Source organism: Amycolatopsis sp. NPDC102389 (genome assembly GCF_044765885.1).
Lineage (GTDB): Bacteria > Actinomycetota > Actinomycetes > Mycobacteriales > Pseudonocardiaceae > Amycolatopsis.
Genome location: NZ_JBIWKX010000015.1, coordinates 91,600 through 109,758, shown reverse-complemented (window position 1 = coordinate 109,758; position 18,159 = coordinate 91,600). Strand labels below are relative to the sequence as shown.

Annotated in this window: 17 protein-coding genes; 10 read left to right on the top strand and 7 right to left on the bottom strand. The window is 67.9% G+C overall.

The features are described from left to right. Positions 1-366, top strand: coding sequence for a hypothetical protein (locus ACIRGA_RS16210; protein WP_400941672.1), 366 nt, complete (start codon positions 1-3; stop codon positions 364-366). A 40-nt stretch (positions 367-406) separates the two neighbouring features. Here ACIRGA_RS16210 and ACIRGA_RS16205 read toward each other — a convergent pair whose 3' ends face one another. After that, positions 407-784 (bottom strand): cupin domain-containing protein, encoded by a 378-nt coding sequence (locus ACIRGA_RS16205; protein ID WP_400941670.1) that lies wholly within the window; start codon positions 782-784, stop codon positions 407-409. A 100-nt stretch (positions 785-884) separates the two neighbouring features. Between ACIRGA_RS16205 and ACIRGA_RS16200 the strand changes: the two genes are divergently transcribed. Further along, the gene (locus tag ACIRGA_RS16200; RefSeq protein ID WP_400941668.1) at positions 885-2,123 is read left to right on the top strand and encodes a PucR family transcriptional regulator; all 1,239 of its coding nucleotides are present in this window, start codon (positions 885-887) and stop codon (positions 2,121-2,123) included. Between the two features lie 78 nt (positions 2,124-2,201). Continuing rightward, positions 2,202-4,196: a fatty acid desaturase gene (locus ACIRGA_RS16195; protein ID WP_400941666.1), complete on the top strand. Its 1,995-nt coding sequence runs from the start codon at positions 2,202-2,204 to the stop codon at positions 4,194-4,196. A 31-nt stretch (positions 4,197-4,227) separates the two neighbouring features. Here ACIRGA_RS16195 and ACIRGA_RS16190 read toward each other — a convergent pair whose 3' ends face one another. Beyond that, positions 4,228-5,070, bottom strand: a complete 843-nt coding sequence (locus ACIRGA_RS16190; protein WP_400941664.1) for an alpha/beta fold hydrolase — start codon at positions 5,068-5,070, stop codon at positions 4,228-4,230. Between the two features lie 108 nt (positions 5,071-5,178). Between ACIRGA_RS16190 and ACIRGA_RS16185 the strand changes: the two genes are divergently transcribed. From ACIRGA_RS16185 to ACIRGA_RS16170, 4 genes are all read left to right on the top strand, one after another. Next, positions 5,179-6,204: an NADP-dependent oxidoreductase gene (locus ACIRGA_RS16185; RefSeq protein ID WP_400941662.1), complete on the top strand. Its 1,026-nt coding sequence runs from the start codon at positions 5,179-5,181 to the stop codon at positions 6,202-6,204. 36 nt (positions 6,205-6,240) lie between these two features. After that, positions 6,241-6,819, top strand: coding sequence for a TetR/AcrR family transcriptional regulator (locus ACIRGA_RS16180; RefSeq protein ID WP_400941659.1), 579 nt, complete (start codon positions 6,241-6,243; stop codon positions 6,817-6,819). A gap of 97 nt (positions 6,820-6,916) precedes the next feature. Further along, on the top strand, positions 6,917-9,421 hold the full coding sequence (locus ACIRGA_RS16175; RefSeq protein ID WP_400941657.1) for a tetratricopeptide repeat protein: 2,505 nt from the start codon (positions 6,917-6,919) through the stop codon (positions 9,419-9,421). 283 nt (positions 9,422-9,704) lie between these two features. Further along, positions 9,705-10,841: an integrase core domain-containing protein gene (locus tag ACIRGA_RS16170; protein ID WP_400941655.1), complete on the top strand. Its 1,137-nt coding sequence runs from the start codon at positions 9,705-9,707 to the stop codon at positions 10,839-10,841. A gap of 200 nt (positions 10,842-11,041) precedes the next feature. Here ACIRGA_RS16170 and ACIRGA_RS16165 read toward each other — a convergent pair whose 3' ends face one another. The 4 genes from ACIRGA_RS16165 to ACIRGA_RS16150 all read right to left on the bottom strand — a co-directional run bounded on the left by ACIRGA_RS16165 (position 11,042) and on the right by ACIRGA_RS16150 (position 14,344). Continuing rightward, entirely contained in the window at positions 11,042-11,593 is a 552-nt protein-coding gene (locus tag ACIRGA_RS16165; RefSeq protein ID WP_400941652.1) for a hypothetical protein, read from the bottom strand. 199 nt (positions 11,594-11,792) lie between these two features. Then, positions 11,793-12,260: a hypothetical protein gene (locus ACIRGA_RS16160; RefSeq protein WP_400941650.1), complete on the bottom strand. Its 468-nt coding sequence runs from the start codon at positions 12,258-12,260 to the stop codon at positions 11,793-11,795. A 70-nt stretch (positions 12,261-12,330) separates the two neighbouring features. Then, positions 12,331-13,407: an endonuclease/exonuclease/phosphatase family protein gene (locus ACIRGA_RS16155; RefSeq protein ID WP_400941647.1), complete on the bottom strand. Its 1,077-nt coding sequence runs from the start codon at positions 13,405-13,407 to the stop codon at positions 12,331-12,333. 181 nt (positions 13,408-13,588) lie between these two features. Then, the gene (locus tag ACIRGA_RS16150) at positions 13,589-14,344 is read right to left on the bottom strand and encodes a hypothetical protein (RefSeq protein WP_400941645.1); all 756 of its coding nucleotides are present in this window, start codon (positions 14,342-14,344) and stop codon (positions 13,589-13,591) included. Positions 14,345-14,632: 288 nt separating this feature from the next. On the opposite strand from ACIRGA_RS16150, the gene ACIRGA_RS16145 reads away from it, so the two are divergent. From ACIRGA_RS16145 to ACIRGA_RS16135, 3 genes are read left to right on the top strand one after another with little or no spacing between them, the layout of a single operon-like run. After that, positions 14,633-15,157: a hypothetical protein gene (locus tag ACIRGA_RS16145; RefSeq protein WP_400941643.1), complete on the top strand. Its 525-nt coding sequence runs from the start codon at positions 14,633-14,635 to the stop codon at positions 15,155-15,157. Positions 15,158-15,179: 22 nt separating this feature from the next. Next, positions 15,180-16,163: a GlxA family transcriptional regulator gene (locus ACIRGA_RS16140; protein WP_400941640.1), complete on the top strand. Its 984-nt coding sequence runs from the start codon at positions 15,180-15,182 to the stop codon at positions 16,161-16,163. A gap of 18 nt (positions 16,164-16,181) precedes the next feature. Further along, complete coding sequence (locus tag ACIRGA_RS16135) at positions 16,182-16,925, top strand: DJ-1/PfpI family protein (protein WP_400941638.1); 744 nt, start codon at positions 16,182-16,184, stop codon at positions 16,923-16,925. On the opposite strand, the gene ACIRGA_RS16130 is transcribed toward ACIRGA_RS16135, so the two are convergent. Then, positions 16,922-18,148, bottom strand: a complete 1,227-nt coding sequence (locus tag ACIRGA_RS16130) for an FAD-dependent monooxygenase (protein ID WP_400941636.1) — start codon at positions 18,146-18,148, stop codon at positions 16,922-16,924. The genes ACIRGA_RS16135 and ACIRGA_RS16130 overlap by 4 nt on opposite strands. Positions 18,149-18,159: the final 11 nt, after the last annotated feature.

The following is an 18,159-nucleotide window of genomic DNA, read 5'->3' as shown; positions in this document are numbered from 1 at the left end:
GTGCTCGATCGGCATGACCAGGCCGTCCGCAGGTTCGCCGAGGCCTGCCGGCGGGGAGACGTCACCGCACTCGCCGCCGTCCTGGACGTCAACGCCGTCGCCACGTGCGACAGCGGAGAAGCCGCGCCCGCGCCCGCGCCCGCGCACGGTGGGGGAGAGGTCGCCCGGCTGGTCATGGCCGTGCTGTGCGGACGACCGGGTGCCGAGCTGACCGTCGAGTCCGTCAACGGCCGCGCCGGGCTGGCCCTGCGCCGTGCCTCCCGCGCCGTCGCGGTCGTCGGCACCGAGACGGCCGGGTCCAAGGTCACCGCGCTCTGGATCGTGCTCAACCCGGCGAAGCTGGGCGGCTGGCATCGCCGCCGCTGACCGGGCCCGCACCGCGTCCGCCGTGCGGGCCCGGATCACCTCAGCGCGGCTTCCTCCTCGACCACCCATTCGCCTGAAGCTCTTCCTCGGGCACGAGGTCGACCATCGGCTTGCCCGGCTCGCAGAGCATGGTGACGGTGAACCGCACCGGAACGTCGTCGCGGTTGTTGCCGTCCTGGTAGTGGATGACGTCGCCGCCCGGCTCCCAGAACGCCTCGCCCGCCCGGACGACGCGCGGCGGCTCGCCTTCGAGCTCGAAGACCATCTCGCCCTCCAGCACGTAGCCGAAGGCCGGTCCGGGGTGGCGGTGCGGCGGGGTGCCCACGTCGCCCGGCGGGTACTCGATGACGATGGTCATCGCATGCGCCCCCTCCGGGATGAAGGGCGGTTTCGCCTCCTGCAGCACGGTCAATGACATCGGAAGACCTCCTCGTCGAACGGATGTATCCGCTAGGACCGGGCAGCCGGGCGATTTGTGACCCTCGGCCGTGCCGCTGTACCGCGGTTAGGCTCCCTGAATGGGTGTGAGTGTGGGTGAGCCGGCCGAGCTGCGCCGCATCGCCGCCGAACTGCTGGGGAATGTGTCGTCGTACGCCGACGACATGCTCGGCTACATCCTCGAACGCGTCCCGGAGGCCGGTGCCGACGACGACCTTCGCGGGCTGACGCTCGGGTCCTGCTCGTCGAACCTCGAGGCGGCCCTGTCGATGGTGCGGCACGGCATCGACGTCAGCGCCGCGACGGCGCCGGTCACCGCCCTCGAGCACGCGCGCGCCATGGCGGCACGCGGCTACAGCGTCGATGTGATGCTGCGCTTCTACCGGATGGGGCGCGCCTACTTCAGCGAGCGCATCCTGGCCGGCATCACCGCTTTCGTGCCGGATCCGGCAAGGGCGCTCGCGGTGGTGGACGACCTGCAGCGGTACGCGTTCGCCTACGTCGACCGCATCTCCAGCGAGGTCGCCGCCGAGTACGTCGCCGAGCTGGACCGGATGCAGAACCAGGCCCGCGCGGCCCGCACCGACGCGGTCCGCGGGTTGATCGCCGGGGACCGGATCGACCTGGGGCGTGCCGAGCGCACATTGTCGCACCGGCTGACCGGATGGCAGACCGCCTTCGTCTGCTGGACCGATCGCGACGACGCCGACCTCGCGCGCGTCGGTGCCGAAGTCGGTGCTCATTTCGGTTCCGGTCATCCGCTGCTCGTCCCGGACGGTGCCCAGGCGCTGTGGGGCTGGGTCTGCGGCCCGCGCGCTCCCGGCGTGGCGCCGGAGGATCTCGCGCCCTTGGCCGCCCGGATCCCCGCGATGGTCCGGATCTCCATCGGCACGCCGGCGAAGGGCCCCGGCGGTTTCCGTGACTCGCACGCGCAGGCGCAGCGCGGCCGTCGGATCGCCGAGCTCTCCGGCCGGGCCGCCCCGGTGACGTCGTACGCCGAGCTGGCGCTCGTGGACACGATGAGCGGCGACCTGGACCTGGCCCGTGCCTTCGTCGCGGCCGAGCTCGGCGCCCTGGCGGTCGAGGGACGCCGGGTGGAAGAGGAACGACGGACCCTGCTGGCGGTGCTGGACGCACAGGGCGGGCTGGCCGCCGCGGCCGAGGAGCTGGGGGTACATCGCAACACGGTGCTGCAGCGCCTGCACCGGGCAGAGGAACGTCGCGGGCGTCCGGCGACGGACCGGGTCGCCGAGCTGCACGCCGCGCTGCGGCTGGTCCAGGTGCTGGGCCCGGTGGTGCTCACCTCGGAATCCGGCTGAGCGGCATGTGCGGCGCGCACATCCCCCTGGGCTCGGACCTACTGTTCGGGGCAGCTCACGCTCCGTACGTTGCGGGCTATGTCAGCGACAACAGAAGCCTCACGCCACGCGCTTCCCGACCCTGGTGAACGGGTCCCGGCGATCTCGTGGCCCATCGTCGGCATCTTCTGCGGTGCCATCGCGGTCTTCGCGTTCTCCACCTGGGCGGCGCTGACCGGCAGGCTTCCGGTCCCGTTGACGGTGTTGCTCAGCGCGGCCGCGATCTTCGTGCTGTTCACGGTGCTGCACGACGCCGCGCACTACTCGGTGAGCACCCACCGCGGGGTCAACGTGGCCTTCGGCCGGGTCGCGATGCTCTTCGTGTCGCCGCTGATCTCGTTCAAGTCGTTCGCGTTCATCCATATCGAGCACCACCGCAATACCAACGACGACGAGAACGATCCCGACCATTTCGTCAGCGGCGCTCCGCTATGGCAAGTCCCGGTCCGGTTCGCGCTGATGGACGTGCCGTACCTCGGTTTTCTGGTGCGCCACTGGCGGCGTCGTCCCCGGGCGGAGGTGCTGGAGACCTCGTTCCTGCTGGCGGCGAGTGCCGCCGTGATCGCCGCCGCCGCGTTCACCGGGCACCTGTGGACGCTGGCGGTGCTGTACCTGATCCCCGAGCGGCTCGCGATGATCGTGCTGGCGTGGTGGTTCGACTGGTTGCCGCACCACGACCTCGAGGACACACAGCAGGAGAACCGCTACCGCGCGACCCGCAACCGCGTCGGCGCCGAATGGGTCCTCACACCCCTGCTGCTGTCGCAGAACTATCACCTCGTGCACCACCTGCACCCGTCGATCCCGTTCCACCGCTACGTCGCGACCTGGCGACGCAACGAGGAGGCCTACCTCGAACGCGAAGCGGCCATCGGCACCGTCTTCGGCAGGCAGCTCGACCCGGACGAGTACCGCGACTGGAAGAGGCTGAACGGCAAGCTGTCCCGGATCCTCCCCGTGCGGGTGCCGAAGCGGTCTTCCGCTCGTGCCGCGGTGTTCCATCGGGTGCGGGTCGCCGGGGTCGAGAGGTTGACCGACGACAGCGTGCTGATCCGCTTCGAGGTACCCGACGACCTGCGCGAGGAGTTCTCCTTCGAGCCCGGGCAGCACGTCACCGTCCGGACCGATCTCGGCGGCGAGGGCGTGCGGCGCAACTACTCCCTCTGCTCTTCGGCCACCTCCGGCGCGCTGGAGATCGCCGTCAAGCACCTTCCCGGCGGAGCCTTCTCCACCTTCGCGATGGAGCGACTCCAGACAGGCGACACTCTTGAGCTGATGACGCCGACCGGGTCGTTCGGCACCCCGCTCGACCCATTGGCCACGAAGAACTACGTGGCGATCGCCGCGGGCAGTGGCGTCACCCCGGTGCTCTCGATCCTGCGGACGGCGCTCGCCGTCGAGACCGAGAGCCGCTTCACCCTGGTCTACGGAAACCGGGACGCGGACAGCACGATGTTCCGCGACGAGCTGGACGAACTCGAGGCGCGGTACGCCGACCGGCTCCGGATCGTCCACGTGCGCTCTCGCGACCCGCGACACCCCGCGCGGCTGCGAGGTCGCATCGACCGCGCGAAGCTCGAACAAGTGCTCGGCCCCGACCTTGCCGTCGCCGCGGTGGACGACTGGTTCCTTTGTGGACCGGTCGAGATGGTGACTGACCTGCACGGACTGCTCGTCGAGCGCGGAGCCGAGCTGGACCGCGTCCACGTGGAACTCTTCCACGGCTACCGGAAGCCCAGGGCCGCCGACGGCTTCGCTCCCGCGACGGTCGCGGTCGGCCTGCGCGGCCGACGGCAAGAGGTTTCGGTGGCAGCCGGCGACACCGTCCTCGAGTCCGCGCTGAAGGCCGGGCTGGAGGCGCCGTATGCCTGCCTCGGCGGAGCTTGCGGCACCTGCAAGGCGAAGGTCCTGCTGGGGTCGGTCGCGATGGAACAGAACTTCGCCCTGTCGCGGGCCGATGTGGAGAACGGCTACGCGCTCACCTGCCAAGCGCATCCGACCACGCCGTCGGTCACCGTCGACTACGACGCCTGAAGGGCGGACGCCGTCCTCAGGGTCGATGAGGTCAGTCCTCGAGGAATTTCAGGACCTCGGCGACGAATTGCCGGTGGTACTGGAAGATGCCGCCGTGTCCGGCGTCGGGATAGAGCGTGAGCCGGGCGTTCGGCAGGCGCCGGGCCAGCTCGGTGGAGTTGCCGCTCGGCACCATCCGGTCGTGGGCACCGTTGGCGACCAGGACCGGTTGGCGGATGGCCGTCAGGTCGGAAGGCCGTTGCACGCCCCAGGAATGAATGGCCTTGAGCTGGCTGCGGAACGCGGTGACCGAGATCGCCTTGTCGCGGTCGGTCCCGCGCTCCTTCAGCCGGTTCACGAACCGGCGCGCCTCGGCCTTGCCGTTCGCGGTGCGGGTGAAGAAGAGGAGTTCCTTCGGGTCCTTGAAGGTCAGCGTCGCCCTGAAGGTGTCGAGAAGGGTGATCGGGGTGACCTTGTCGATTCCCTCACCTCCGGCCGGGCCCGTGCCGGCGAGGATCAGTTTGCGGACGAGCCGCGGTTCCAGTTCGGCGATCACCTGGGCGACGAAGCCGCCCAGCGAGAATCCGAGTAGGTCGACCTGGTCGTAACCCAGCGCCCGGATGAAGGCGACGGCGTCTCGTGCCATCGCGGCGACCGAACGTGGGGTTTTGCCTTGTGAGGCACCGATTCCCCGGTTGTCGAACGTGATCACGCGGTGGTGCGCGGCGATGCCGTCGACGACGCGGGGGTCCCAGTTGTCCAGGACCGCGGCGAGGTGATTGAGGAAGATCACGGGCGTGCCACCGTCCGGGCCGAGCTGCCGGTAGGCGAACTCCACGCCGTGGACGTCGATGGTCTCGGTCGGTGTGTCTTCGTAGGCGGTCGTCACGGTCATGGCGGCTTCCCATCCTTTGGATTATGGTCATACTACCATGAGTGGTGAGGGTGTCCGGATGCAAGAGTTTCGGCACCGCCGGCAAGATCACGAGGAAAGCGGGCAGGTATGAAGGCGTACGTCGTCGAGAAATACGGCAAGGACGGCCTGCGTGCCGCGCAGGTGCCCGAGCCCGCCGTCGGAGACCGCGACGTCCTGGTCCGGGTGCACGCGACCAGCGTCAATCCGCTCGACAGGATGGTCCGCGACGGGGAGTTCAAGCGGCTCCTGAACTACAAGACGCCGTTCGTGCTCGGGCACGACGTGGCAGGCGTCGTGACGCGCGTCGGCCCGGCCGTCCGCGGCGTCGAGGTCGGCGACGAGGTGTACGCGCGTCCGCGCGATCTGCGGATCGGAGGGTTCGCGGAGTACATCGCGATCGACCAGGACGACGTCGCGCCCAAGCCGGCATCGCTCACCTTCCAAGAGGCGGCCGCGGTGCCGCTGGTGGCCTTGGCCGCCTGGCAGATCCTCGTCGACCGTGCCGGGGTGAAGCCGGGGCAGAAGGTCCTCGTCCACGCCGGTGCCGGTGGCCTCGGATCGACGGTCGTCCAGCTCGCCAAGCACCTCGGCGCCACGGTGGCGGCCACCGCGAGCACGGCCAAGCAGGATTTGGTCCGCAGTCTCGGCGCCGACGTCGTGGTCGACTACACCAAGGAAGACTTCTCGAAGGTTTTGTCCGGCTACGACGTGGCTTTGGACTCCCTGGGCGGAGAGAACCTCGAGAAGTCGTTGACGGTGCTGAAGCCCGGCGGCCTGGCGATCGGGGTCACGGGGCCGCCGGACGCCGCGTTCGCCGAGCAGCTCGGAGCCCCGGCGTTCCTGGGCGTGGCCATGAAGCTGCTCAGCCGCAAGGTGCGCAAGCAGGCCAAGGCTCTGGGCGTGCGCTACGAGTTCTTCTTCATGCGGGCCAACGGTTCTCAGCTGCGTGAGCTCGGCGCGCTCTACGACAAGGGGGAGCTTCGCCCGGTCATCGACCGGACCTTCCCGTTTGATCGCACGCTCGATGCGATGGCCCACGTCGAGCAAGGCCGCGCCAAAGCGGGCAAGGTCGTCGTCTCGATCGTGCCCGAAGACGATCTTCCGCGCGTTTAGAGTATGGTCGTACTGGCATCGAAGGGGGTACGTGGCGTGGTGCGGTACGGGAAAGAGCACAAGCTGGTGACGAGACGCCGGATCATCGAGACGGCCGGTCGGCGGCTCAAACGCGACGGTATCGACGGCTCCGGCGTCGCCACGCTCATGGCGGACGCGGGACTGACCAACGGTGCGTTCTACGCCCACTTCGGCTCCAAGGAGGACCTGGTCGCCACCACGGTCGCGGATCAGCTGTCCGGACAGCGCGAATGGCTCGCCACGATGGAGCCGGGCCGGGCCGGGGTCGAGCAGATCGTGCGTGCCTACCTCGCGCCCGAACACCGGGACAACCCGGGAGACGGCTGTCCGTCCGCCGCGTTGCTGGACGAGATCGGCCGCTGCGCGGAGCCGACCAGGCAGGCCTACACCGACGGCATGCTGGCCATCATCGACGACATGGCCGCTCGCCTCGCACCGGACGATCCGGCGGCGGCTCGCGCCACGGTGCTCAGCGTCTACGCGTTGATGATCGGGACCCTGCAACTGTCCCGTGCCGTGACCGATCGCCGGCTCGCTGACGATCTGCTCGATCAGGGCGTCCGGAACGCGCTCACGCTGCTCGCCGAGTACTAGAGAGTGCACGGCTCGTGAAGAATCCGGTGTGGACACTCCCGGCCGATTCTCCTAAATGGACATTGCGGAACGACCGCACGGACTACCCTTGTCGATCATGAGTCCCGACCGAACGCCGGACGAGGGCGGAGCGCAGCCGGAGCCGCTGGGCGCCGGATCGTTCGACGAGCTGGCCGCCCGGCTGAACGCGCTGCGCAGCTGCAGCGGTGTGTCCTATCGGGAGCTGCACAGGCGGGTCGTGCGCGGACGGCGAGCGGCGGGAAACCCCGATCTGCCGGTGTTCAACACGGTTTATCGCTGCTTGCGGCCGGGACGGCGGAGGGTGGACGCGGACCTCATCGCGGATATCGTGCGCGCGCTCGTCGCCGATGAGACGGTGGTCGCGCGGTGGCGACAGGTGTGCCAGGTGATCGCGGGGCTCACGGCCGACTCGTCGTGGGTGACCGTGGCCGGCGAGCTGCCCGCCGACAGCGCGGAGTTCGTCGGCAGGCACGCCGAACTCGCCGCGATCACCGGGTCCGGCGACGAGCGGCGGCCGCCGGTGGTGGTGATCGACGGGATGGCCGGTGTCGGCAAGACCAGTCTCGCCGTCCGCGCCGCGCACCGGCTGGCATACGGCGCCGACATCCGGTTGTGGGCGGATCTGCGGGGCTACGACGCCGACCGCGCGCCCGCCGACCCGCTCGCCGTGCTGGACGAGTTCCTCCGGCGGCTCGGGGTGCCGGGCGGCGAGATCCACCGCCTCGGCCCCGAGGGCAGGCAGGAGACCTACCGGAAGCTGCTCGCGGAGCGGAACCCGGTCGTGGTGCTGGACAACGCGGCGGACGCCGGCCAGGTGCGCCCGCTGCTGCCGGACCGGCCGGGTGGCACCGTGCTGATCACCAGCAGACGGCGCCTGACCGGTTTGGCCGGTGCGCGGCTCGTGCACCTGGAAGCGCTTCCGGGGACCGAGTCGCTTGACATGTTGCGCAGGCTGGTCGGCGCGGGCGAAGTCGACGAGGACACCGAGGCCGCAGCGCGGATCGCCGAGCTGGTCGGTCATCTGCCGCTCGCGTTGACGGTGGTGGCCGGGCGGATCCGGAACCGCCGCGACTGGACGTTGCGCGACCACGCCGCCCGGCTCGCGGAACGCCGGGACAGCCTGCGGGTCGAGGACGAGCTGGAGAACGCCATCGGCCTCTCGTATGCCGACCTGCCCGCCGAGGCCGCGCTGCTGCTGCGGCTCCTCGCGATCCATCCCGGCCGCGACGTCGACACGCGCGCGGCGGCCGCGCTCGCCGGAGTGGACCTGCGCACGGCGGAGGCACTTCTGGGCGAACTGGTCGCCGGCAGCCTGGTGCAGCGGCGCGTCCAGGATCGGTTCGGCCTGCACGACGTGGTCCGCCTCTACGCGGCGGGACTGGCGCGAGACGTGGACGCCGCTTCCGCGCGACAGGCCGCGCTCGGCCGGTTGTTCGACTACTACCGGCACGCCGCCTGCCGTGCCATGGACCGCTACGCCCCGCACGAACGCGACCGCAGGCCCGCTGTGTCCACTTCGGACGTTCCGGCGCCGGACTTCGCCGACCTCGCGGCGGCGACGGCGTGGCTGGACGCCGAGCGGCACAACCTGGTGGGCATCACCGCGCTGGCCGAGGACCAGGGCAGACGCGAGGACGCGGCCATGATGTCGCCGATCCTGAACCGGTACCTGTACAACGCGGTGCACTTCGCCGACGCGGAGACCGTGCACGGCATCGCGGTCCGCGCCACCGACCCGCTGCTCCAGGCGAGTGGGCATATGAGCCTCGGTGCGGTCTACCTGCGTTCCAACCGCTACCCGGAGAGCATCGACCAGCTCAAGCAGGCGCTCGCGCGGTACGACGCGGGCGGTGACCGGGCCAGCTGGGCACGGGCGCTGAACAATCTCGGCAACGCGTTCGACCGGCTCAGCGACTTCGCGGCGGCCGAGGACTGCTACCGGCGGGCGTTGCTCGTGCACCGGGAAAACGGCAACCGCACCAGCGAGAGCCGCGCGCTGGGCAATCTCGGGAACAGCGCGATGCGTGTCGGCGACTGGGACAAGGCCGCGACGTACCTGGAGGAGGCACTGGCGATCATGCTGGAGGTCGGCGACCAGGTCGGGGAATGCCTGACCTACGGCAATCTCGGCACGGTGCGCGAGCAGCAGGGGCACTCCGCCGAGGCGCTCGACCACTACCGGCGGGCGCTCGTCACGGCGCGCGAGTTCGGCTACCCGTTCCCGGAAACCGAGGCGTTGCTCCACATCGGCGTGCTTCTCGCGCGGCTGGGCGAGCACGACGACGCTCTGGCGCATCTGACCGAGGCACTGGACCTCGCGCGCCGGAACAGCTTCGGCGAGTTCGAGATCAAGGCGCTCAACGGCATGGGCAGCGCACTCGGCGACTTGGGTGACGCCGCGGGCTCGATCGACAGGCACCGGGAAGCCCTTGCGGTCGCCGAAAAACTGGGCGACCGCTACGAACAAGCACGGGCGCACAAGGGGATTGAGCGCGGTGCGGCCGCCACCGGCGACACGGGCATGGCCGACGATCACGGGCGGAAGGCGCGGGCCCTGCTCACCGAGATCGGCCTGAGCTAGACGGCGTCCTGTTGGCGATCTCCGCACCCAGGTGTCGCGAACACTTGCGGGCTTGCCGAAGAGGACCAGCGCGGTCCCGAGTGTCCATAAAGGACATTTCCTTAGGTTGCAGTGACCGATTTGGGCACTTTGCGCATCTTCGCGCGGGGGTCGTGAGTGGCAAGGAGGGTTAGAACCCTCTTCAGTCTCGTGAGAGTTGTCGTACTGTGTGTCTCACTTGATGTGTCGCTTGATCACGCTATGACTTTGTGTCGTGGTGAGGAAGCAGGCGAAGATGAGGCTCATGGACGCGACCCTGATCGTGGATCCGGAGATCGACAATGTGGCCGAGTGGTGCCGGGTGAATGGCGTGAATCCACGCACGTTTTACCGGCACCGCGCCCGGATCCTGGCCGAGGGCGAGTGGCGGCCCCGGTCACGGCGGCCGCACTCGAGCCCGGCTGCGACGCCCGGGCCGGTGGTTGAGCTGATCCTGCGGTTGCGGGAGGAGCTGGCTCCGGACAACGGTGCGGACAACATTCGGGCGGAGCTGGAAACACTCGCCAACAGGCCCGGCTGGCCGGTCGGGACGCGGGTGCCGGCGCGGGCCACGATCAACCGGATCCTGGATCGCAACGGCCTGCTGGAGAAGAACCCGAAGAAGCGTCCACGTTCGTCGTGGCGCCGGTTCGCTTATGCCCGGCCGCGGGACTGCTATCAGATCGACGGCAGTGTGGTGGTGGCCATCGACGTGCTCGACGACTGCTCCCGGGTCTGGGTGGCCAGCCATGTCGCGCCCGCGGAGACCCCTGCCGCCGCCCTGGCCGCGATCAGCGCCGCCATCACCGGCTGGGGCCCGCCCGGGTTGATCCTGGCCGACAACGGCACCGCCTGGGCCCACCCGCATCGTTCCCGCGATAAGACCCTGACCAGTGTTTTCTCCCGAACCGTGTCCGCCGCCCACGGCAGCCGGGTGATCCATTCCAGCCCGTATCACCCGCAGACCTGCGGCAAGGTCGAACGCCTGCACGGCACCGCCGCCCGGTTGCTCAACCACCGCTGGCCCGATCCGGCCGCCACCATCGCCGAGCTGCAAACCCGCCTGGACCAGGTCCGCGAGCACTACAACACCCGCCGCCGGCACTCCGCCATCAACACCACCCCGGCCCTGGCCTGGACCCATGCGGCCAGCCACGGCGGACCAGGCGATCTGCCCCGCCAGGACGACGCCACCGTCCACAAGATCAAGGTCATGCCCAACGGCACCGTCGCCCTGGCCGACTACCGCATCAGCGTCGGCCGCGAACACGCCGGCGCCATCGTCATCCTGCTCCGCTGCGGCGAGCGGGTCACCGCCTACACCACCAACGGTGACCCGCTCGGACACATAACCCTGGACGAAACCAAGAAATACCAAGGAAAAGTCGCTCAGGCAGCCTAACCAACACACCAAACCGCGACACGACTACCGAGACACACCCTTGACACATCTCCCGAGACATGACAGGGGTTCTAACGACACTTGCCACTCACGACCCTCACGGAAAACCGGTCATGCGAGCATCAAACGGGCATTCGGGCGCCAGTAACGGTCCTGTGTGGACACTCGATGTCCCGGGTCCGTGGTGAGCGCGAGCCGACTCACTTCCAGCTGTATGCGCCACCGAGGAAGCCTAGCTGGACCTTCGCCCGCACCTTGGGGTAGCCGGAGTGGCCGTAATAGCCGCCATTCTTCTTCGGGATACCCGACCAGCGCACGAGAACGGTGCCACTGGTTCCGCAGCCCGCCGTCGTCCACTTCGCGACCATCTTCTTCTTGGCGGTGCTGTAGTAGTGGCCCTGCGCCTGGACGCAGACCCTGCTGTTGCTGCCAGGCGGGATCTGCCACTTGTAGCGGCGGTGCTGCGGGTTCTTCTTCGAATCCAACGTGATCCAGGCGCAGTCCGACTTGTCCACCGCCCACTTTCCGCGGCCGGCGATGTCGCCACGCCATCCGCCGCAGGCGGCGGTGACGTCGCCGCCCTCCGGGACCTCTTCGGTCAGCTCGACCTCGACCGCGCTGCCGTCGGCCTCCGATTCGGCGACCGTGGTGGTGTCCGCCTGCTCGTCAGCCATCGCCGGCGCGCTCTGCACGGCGAGCGCCATTCCCGCGACCACCAGGCCGGTCGTCACCCGTGTCGTCCATTTCTTCACTATTCATCTCTTTCTCGTCGTATTCGACAGGACAGTCGTCCCGCTGACGGAAGGGCATGACTTTTATGAGTGCTTGATTTACCGTCAGCCGGTTATGTGAACACGGCAGACGGTATCGCAATGCGCTGGACCGCATAGTGATCTTGTGCGGCGACTTTGATCGAAGTTGTTCGAAAACGCCGGGCCGGTGGTGCCGCCGTCAGAGCGGGTGCCGGTACTTCTTGGTGAACCGGACGCCGTTGAAGGTGTGGGTGCAGCAAGAGCAGGACGGCTCCAGGTCGCCGGCACCCAGTTCGGGGCGGACGGCCCGCAGCCGGTTGTCGTCGTCGACGTAGAGGCCGCTGTAATAGCTGGCCTCGCCGATTCGCACGTATTCGCGTCGTTCGTGCGGCTGCCGAGCGACCAGCCAGTAGATCGGGTCGGCGGAGTCGAGCCGCGCGGTGGCCTCGTCGCGCACCTGGTCCCAGTCTTCGCCGATCTTGCCGAGCAGGAACCGGAACAAGGGCGTGTAGTCCAGGCCCCGGCGTTCCCTTCCGCCCATAGGTCCACGCGTGAGGTCGGAGGCGCGTTCCCTTTTCGTGGTGCGCTGGTGCCGGTAGTCGCCGCCGTGGTCATGGTGGACGAACCTGGCTCGGGTGTTCACGCGACGGTACAGCGGCTCCTTCACCGTTCCAGTCTTCCTGGTCGGGGCCGAGGACGCCAGTGACCCGACACTTCCAACGATACGGGACCTGGTTTCAGGACGGCTTGAGGTCCACGACCACTGCGCAATGATCGGACCATGCCACGTTCCGTGGTGCGCACATGTTCTCCGGGTTCTCCGCCGGGCCCGGCAAGATCGCGGTCTTGACTACCGAAAACCCGACGGCCGAGGGGTACGAAGCTCGCTGGCCGCCGATGATGTAGTCAATACTCCCACCTGTCAGCTGATCAAACTTGGGGAATTTTTCGATTCCACCATTGAAGTCGCCGAGTAGAATAGGAGGGTATGTCGTATTGTCGTACTTTCTGGACTCGGTGTAGTCGATGAGCGAAGCGGCTGCTTCGATCGACCCGGAGATCAGTGGATGTAGGTGAACGTTATAGAGGTTGAACTGCGATGACGGATCCTCTGCGAACGAAAATCGGACAACGCCTGATTCGAAGTGATTACTCTTATCGTCGCTGAAGAACACGGAGGTCCAATAGGTCCCGTCGCCGTCGAGTAACTTACACATGTCCTTGAACTGTTTGGCGGGAGACGAGCATGGGTAGCTCATCCGTGGGTTCACACCGAGAACTGACGGCCGTGAGGCGCCAGGCTGGGCGGGACGTCCTCCGGCTCTGGTCACATTGACCAGTCGTGCGCTGTTGTAAAGCACTGCCTGCCCTTGGCTGAGTCCGGGGTGATTGGTCGGAGCGGCGCCGAGGTACGCGATTCGATATTGTACCCCGATCGATTCCTTCAGTTTGGAGATGAGAAAATGCAATGACTCGTGATCCGCCGGATCACCGTTGGCTAGCCATTCTTTTCGGGCGGTCGCCTCCTGTAAGGCGACGATGTCCGGTGCGACTCCGTACTGTTTGAACCCGTCGCCGATTCTGGTGTATCTCTCTCGCCAGGGGAGTGGAACCTCGGGATTCGAGCTGTATTCAGGAAGGGCGCCCGCGATGTTCAACGTCATCACGGAAAGTCGGAGAAGGTGCTTGGCGGCATCGCTCAGTGCTCGACCGGCCGTGCATCCGCAGACCAGAAGCACCGAGATCAGGAAAATAATCTTCAGGAATAGTGAAACGCGTTTGATCAACCAAGTGGTCGGAGTCGAGACGTACATGATCCACCTCTTCCGGTTGGCGTACGTCCTGTCGATCGCTCTTGATTCGTTCGGGCCGTAAAGGCTCAGAGGTACGAGGCTAATTATCGTGTCACAGTCGGGCTTGTTTGGAAACGGCCTCCGATGGGTGTGCTGCTCATTCGGGGTGCTGCTGTTACCTGACTGGAGGCCGACTTCCGGCTCAGCCCTTGGCGAGAATCCGGCCGACCGCCTTGAGGGCATCGTCCAATTCGGACGAAATCGATCTCGCTTTCTGGGCGAAGGCCGACGGTGTCAGCTCCGGCAGAGGCCGCCTGCCTTCGCGCAAGGCATTGAGCTGCCGCTCGTTTTCAGCGGCTTGGAGGTCGATGCCACAAATCGTTCCGCCGGAGACCAAGCCCAAAGATTCGATCCACGTCTGTGTGTCGTACCGCGCCGCCGCGCCGTAGCCGACGATTCGGGTGCCGGCTTCGAGGCAGCTCGTCACGGCCTTCTTGTACTTGTCGTTCTTGATCAGATCGGGAAGGTTTTCGCCGGCGGCGGAGACCGTCTTCCCGAGCAGGTCGAACGTCGCCCACTGGCGTTGAAGGACAGCGTCGATCTGGAGCGTCACCTGCGCCGGAGAGGAGGAAACGGTCACCGCGGTGCCGGGTTCGAGCGGCGTTCCGGGCAAGGTCCTCTTCGCTTTCCAGAAGCGGAAGAGCTGGACGTCCGTGGGCACGCCGCCGTGAGGATCGATCCCGACGTTCTCGGGTGTCTGGATCACCCAGACGAACTTGGTGCCGTTGCTGAGGAAAACCGACGTACCGAGACCGTTGGTGCACATGACCAGCTGAGACAGGTCTCGCGGCGGTCCTCCGGTCATCGACAACGGAACCCGCCTGCCGGTCGCGGCATCGGGGCAACCGGTGGCTTGCGTGGTTTCGTCGTCGCAACCCGTCGTGGTCGAAGTGATCACCAGGGCAAGCGCGACGCACGCTGTCCGTGAGCGTTGTCGTCGCATCACCGCCCCCTTCCATGGGAGAGACCTGTATGCAGGTCGCCGCGCCGGCGGAAGCCGTTACAGGGAAACGGATACGAAGGGGTGTCTCGTCCTGTCCCAGGGACGGCGAGAAACCGCTGTTCAGTGCCCATCTCATGTCCCGCGTCGCTGGTTGGGACACGAACCCCTTGTGTACGGGGAAATTCCGAAGAAACCTTGCTGAGGAAACCCAGTCGAATCGTCACCGAGTCGAAAGGAATTCGTATGCGAGCCATTCGCTTCATCGGCGCCGCTTGCGCCGCTGTCGCCATCACCACCGCCCTCGGCGGATCGGCCCAGGCCCAGGCCGAGGCGCGGCCGACCGGACAAGCCGACGCGGAGAAGTCCTTCTGCATGGATCGTGCCGGGGTCTTCCTGGACAGCGGCAAGGGCGAGACCGTCAAGGGTCGCTACACCATCGTCCAGACCGAGAGTCTCGCGGACGTGCAGGCCGGCGGCTACGCCGAGGACATCTCGACCGGAGACAGGGTCGTGGTCCAGCGCAGCCACCGGAAGTTCGAGATGCGCGACAAGCCCTGGTACCCGGACGACGACCTGATCGGCGGCAACTACGGATCCTGCCGCAGCCGGAAGGCGACCTGGTACGACGCCAACGTCCGGGACTGGATCAAGTCGCCCGCTGTCGCCTTGCAGATCTGGGACACGATCTACAGCTACGCGGTGCGCAGCTGCGTCGAAACCCCTGAGGGATACCGGGGCTGCACCGCCTGGTACGTCGACCACCTCTGAGACACCTGGGTAGATTCTCCGTGTGGGGGAATCGGTGCGCCGGGTGGTGATCGTCGCGTTCGACGACGCGCAGATCCTCGACGTGGCCTGTCCCAGCGGGGCGTTGGAGATCGCGAACTCGCACGGCGCCGCACCACCGTATGTCGTCGAGCTGGCGACGGTCCACGGGCGGACGACGCGGAGTTCGTCGGGGATCATGCTCGCGGGCGCCCGGCGGCTCGCCGACGTGGCCGGGCGGATGGACACGGTGATCGTGGTCGGTGGCGCGGGAACGGGGGCCGCCGCGGCGGACGAGCGCTTGCTGACGCAGGTGCGGCGGCTGGCCGGATTGAGCAGGCGGGTCGCCTCGGTGTGCACGGGCGCGTTCGTGCTGGCGGCCGCCGGGTTGCTCGACGACCGGCGGGCCACGACGCATTGGGGATACGGCGAGCTGCTCGCCGCGACCTTTCCCGCGGTGCGGGTGGATTCGGCTCCGCTCTACATCCGTGACGGCAACGTCTTCACCTCGGCCGGGGTGATCAGCGCGCTGGATCTCACGCTCGCGCTGATCGAGGACGACTGCGGTCCGACGCTGGCCCGCGAGGTCGCCCGTGAGCTGGTGACCTATCTGCACCGCCCGGCCAATCAGGCGCAGATCAGCACGTTCCTGGCCGCCCCGCCACCGGGCAACCGGGTCGTGCGGGATCTGCTGGGGTACATCACCGCGCACCTCGCCGAAGACCTGAGCCCGTCGGCGCTGGCGGCACGCGCCGGGGTCACCACCCGGCATCTCACCCGCTTGTTCACCGCACAGCTGGGCAGCACCCCGGCCAGGACCGTGCGGACGGCGCGGACCGAAGCCGCCGCCCAGCTGGCGCGCTCCACCGCGTTGCCGTTGTCCGCGGTCGCGCGGCGCTGCGGGTTCGCCTCCGCGGAGACCCTGCGGACGGCTTTCCGCCAGTACTACGGGATCAGCGGGGACACACTTCGCAGGATGACGGACATGCCCCGCCCGATCAGTACCTGAGCGCCACAGAATCGCGGCATGGACAGTGCGAAGACCACCCGCAGGACGGTTCTGGCCGGTGCCGCGGCAGCCGCGGCCTTCGGCCTCACCACCGGTACGGCTCAGGCGGAAACCCCGGGCTTGAAGATCGGCATCCTGCTCTACGACGGCTTCAGCCTGCTGGATCCGACTGGGCCGGCCGAGGTGTTGTCCCGGCTTCCCGGTGCCACGGTGACGATGATCGCCGAGCATCGCGGCCCGGTCCGCACGGACACGCGTGATGTCGCGGTGCTGGCGGAACGTTCGGTGGCCGAGGTGCACCGTCTGGACGTGGTGCTGGTCCCGGGCGCGGGCAACCGCGGCACGGTCGCCGCCATGGAGAACCCGGTCCTGCTCGACTGGATCCGGCGTATCCATCGGCATACGAGCTGGACCACGTCGGTGTGCACGGGATCCTTGATCCTCGGCGCGGCCGGGCTGCTCCGTGACCGGGCCACCACGTACTGGGCCTCGGCGGACTATCTCGAAAAGACCTTCGGCGTGCGCTACGTGCCCGAGCGGTACGTCCAGGTCGGCAAGGTCATCACCGCGGCGGGGGTGTCCGCCGGTATCGATCTCGCGCTGTATCTCGCCTCCCTGGTGGCCGGCGAGGAGACCGCCCGCGGGATCCAGCTCGCCGTCGAATACGACCCGCGACCGCCGTTCGACTCGGGCGACGCCGCGAAGGCGAGCCCGGAACTCAAGGCGCTCGCGCTGAAACTGCTCGCCGACTCGCAGGTCTAGCGGGGGCCGTCCGAGACCGGGCGTTCGGCGTAATCCTTCAGCACCAAGGCGTTCGCCGCTTCCCGGATCGGGCGGGCCATCTGCTCCAGGACGCGGTTGCGGCCGGGGAGGTAGGGCATCAGTTTGATCATCCGGGTGTTGAACCACGCGAACGCCCGCGACTGCGGGATGATCCCGCGTAGCGCCATTTTCGCCAGAGCCTGGTTCTTCTCGACGTACGGACGCATTTCCGCTTCGTAGCGGGACAACGCCGTCGTGAAGCCGCCCGAAGCCGCCAGCTCGCCCGCCAGGACGTACGCGCCGACGATGGCCAGGCTCGTGCCCTGCCCCGAAGCCGGCGACGGGCAATAGCCCGCGTCACCGAGAAGGGTGACGCGTCCGGCCGAAAACCGGTCCATGCGGATCTGGCACACTGGGTCGAAATAGAAGTCACCCGCATCGCGCATGGCGTCGAGCAGAGCCGGGATCTCCCAGCCCAGCCCGGAAAACTGGCGGGCGACGAGGTCCTTCTGGCCTTCGACATCACCCCGGTCGTAAGGCAGCGGCGGGGCGCTGAACCAGAACGCGGCCTTGGCGTCGTCGGCGCGCGCGGTGCTGTAGACGTTGACCATTTTGCCGGGCGCCGCCGAGTGCAGCAGTTCCCAGCGGTCGAGCTCGAAGGTGTTGGGAACGGTCGAGATCGAGATGTAGGCGTCGAACCGGTGCAGGAAGTCCTCCTCCGGGCCGAACGCGAGCGCGCGGACGCCGGAGTGCAGCCCGTCGGCGCCGACGACCAGGTCGAACCGGCGCGGGGCACCGTGGGCGAACGTCACGTCGACGCCGTCGGAACGCTGTGCCAGCGCGGTGATCCAGTCGCCGAAGACGTACTCGGTGTGCTCGCGGGTGGCGTCGTAGAGGATCTTCGCCAGGTCGCCGCGGAGGATTTCGGTGTCCTCGCCGTGGCGGAAACCGAAGGTGTCGGCGTCGAGCGTGGCGAGCTCCTTGCCCCGTTTGTTCACGAACGCGGCGCCCCGCATGTCGGTGCTCGCCGCGTGCACCTCGTCGAGCAGGCCCATCCGGCGGACGACGTCGACGGCGACGCCGCGGATGTCGACCTTGTAGCCGCCTTCGCGCGGGCTCGGGGCCCGTTCGACGACGGTGGCGCTGAAGCCGTGGCGGTGCAGCCACCAGGCGAGGGCGGGCCCGGCGACGCCGGCGCCGGAGATCAGGATGTTCTTCGTCATGTCCGGCAGCG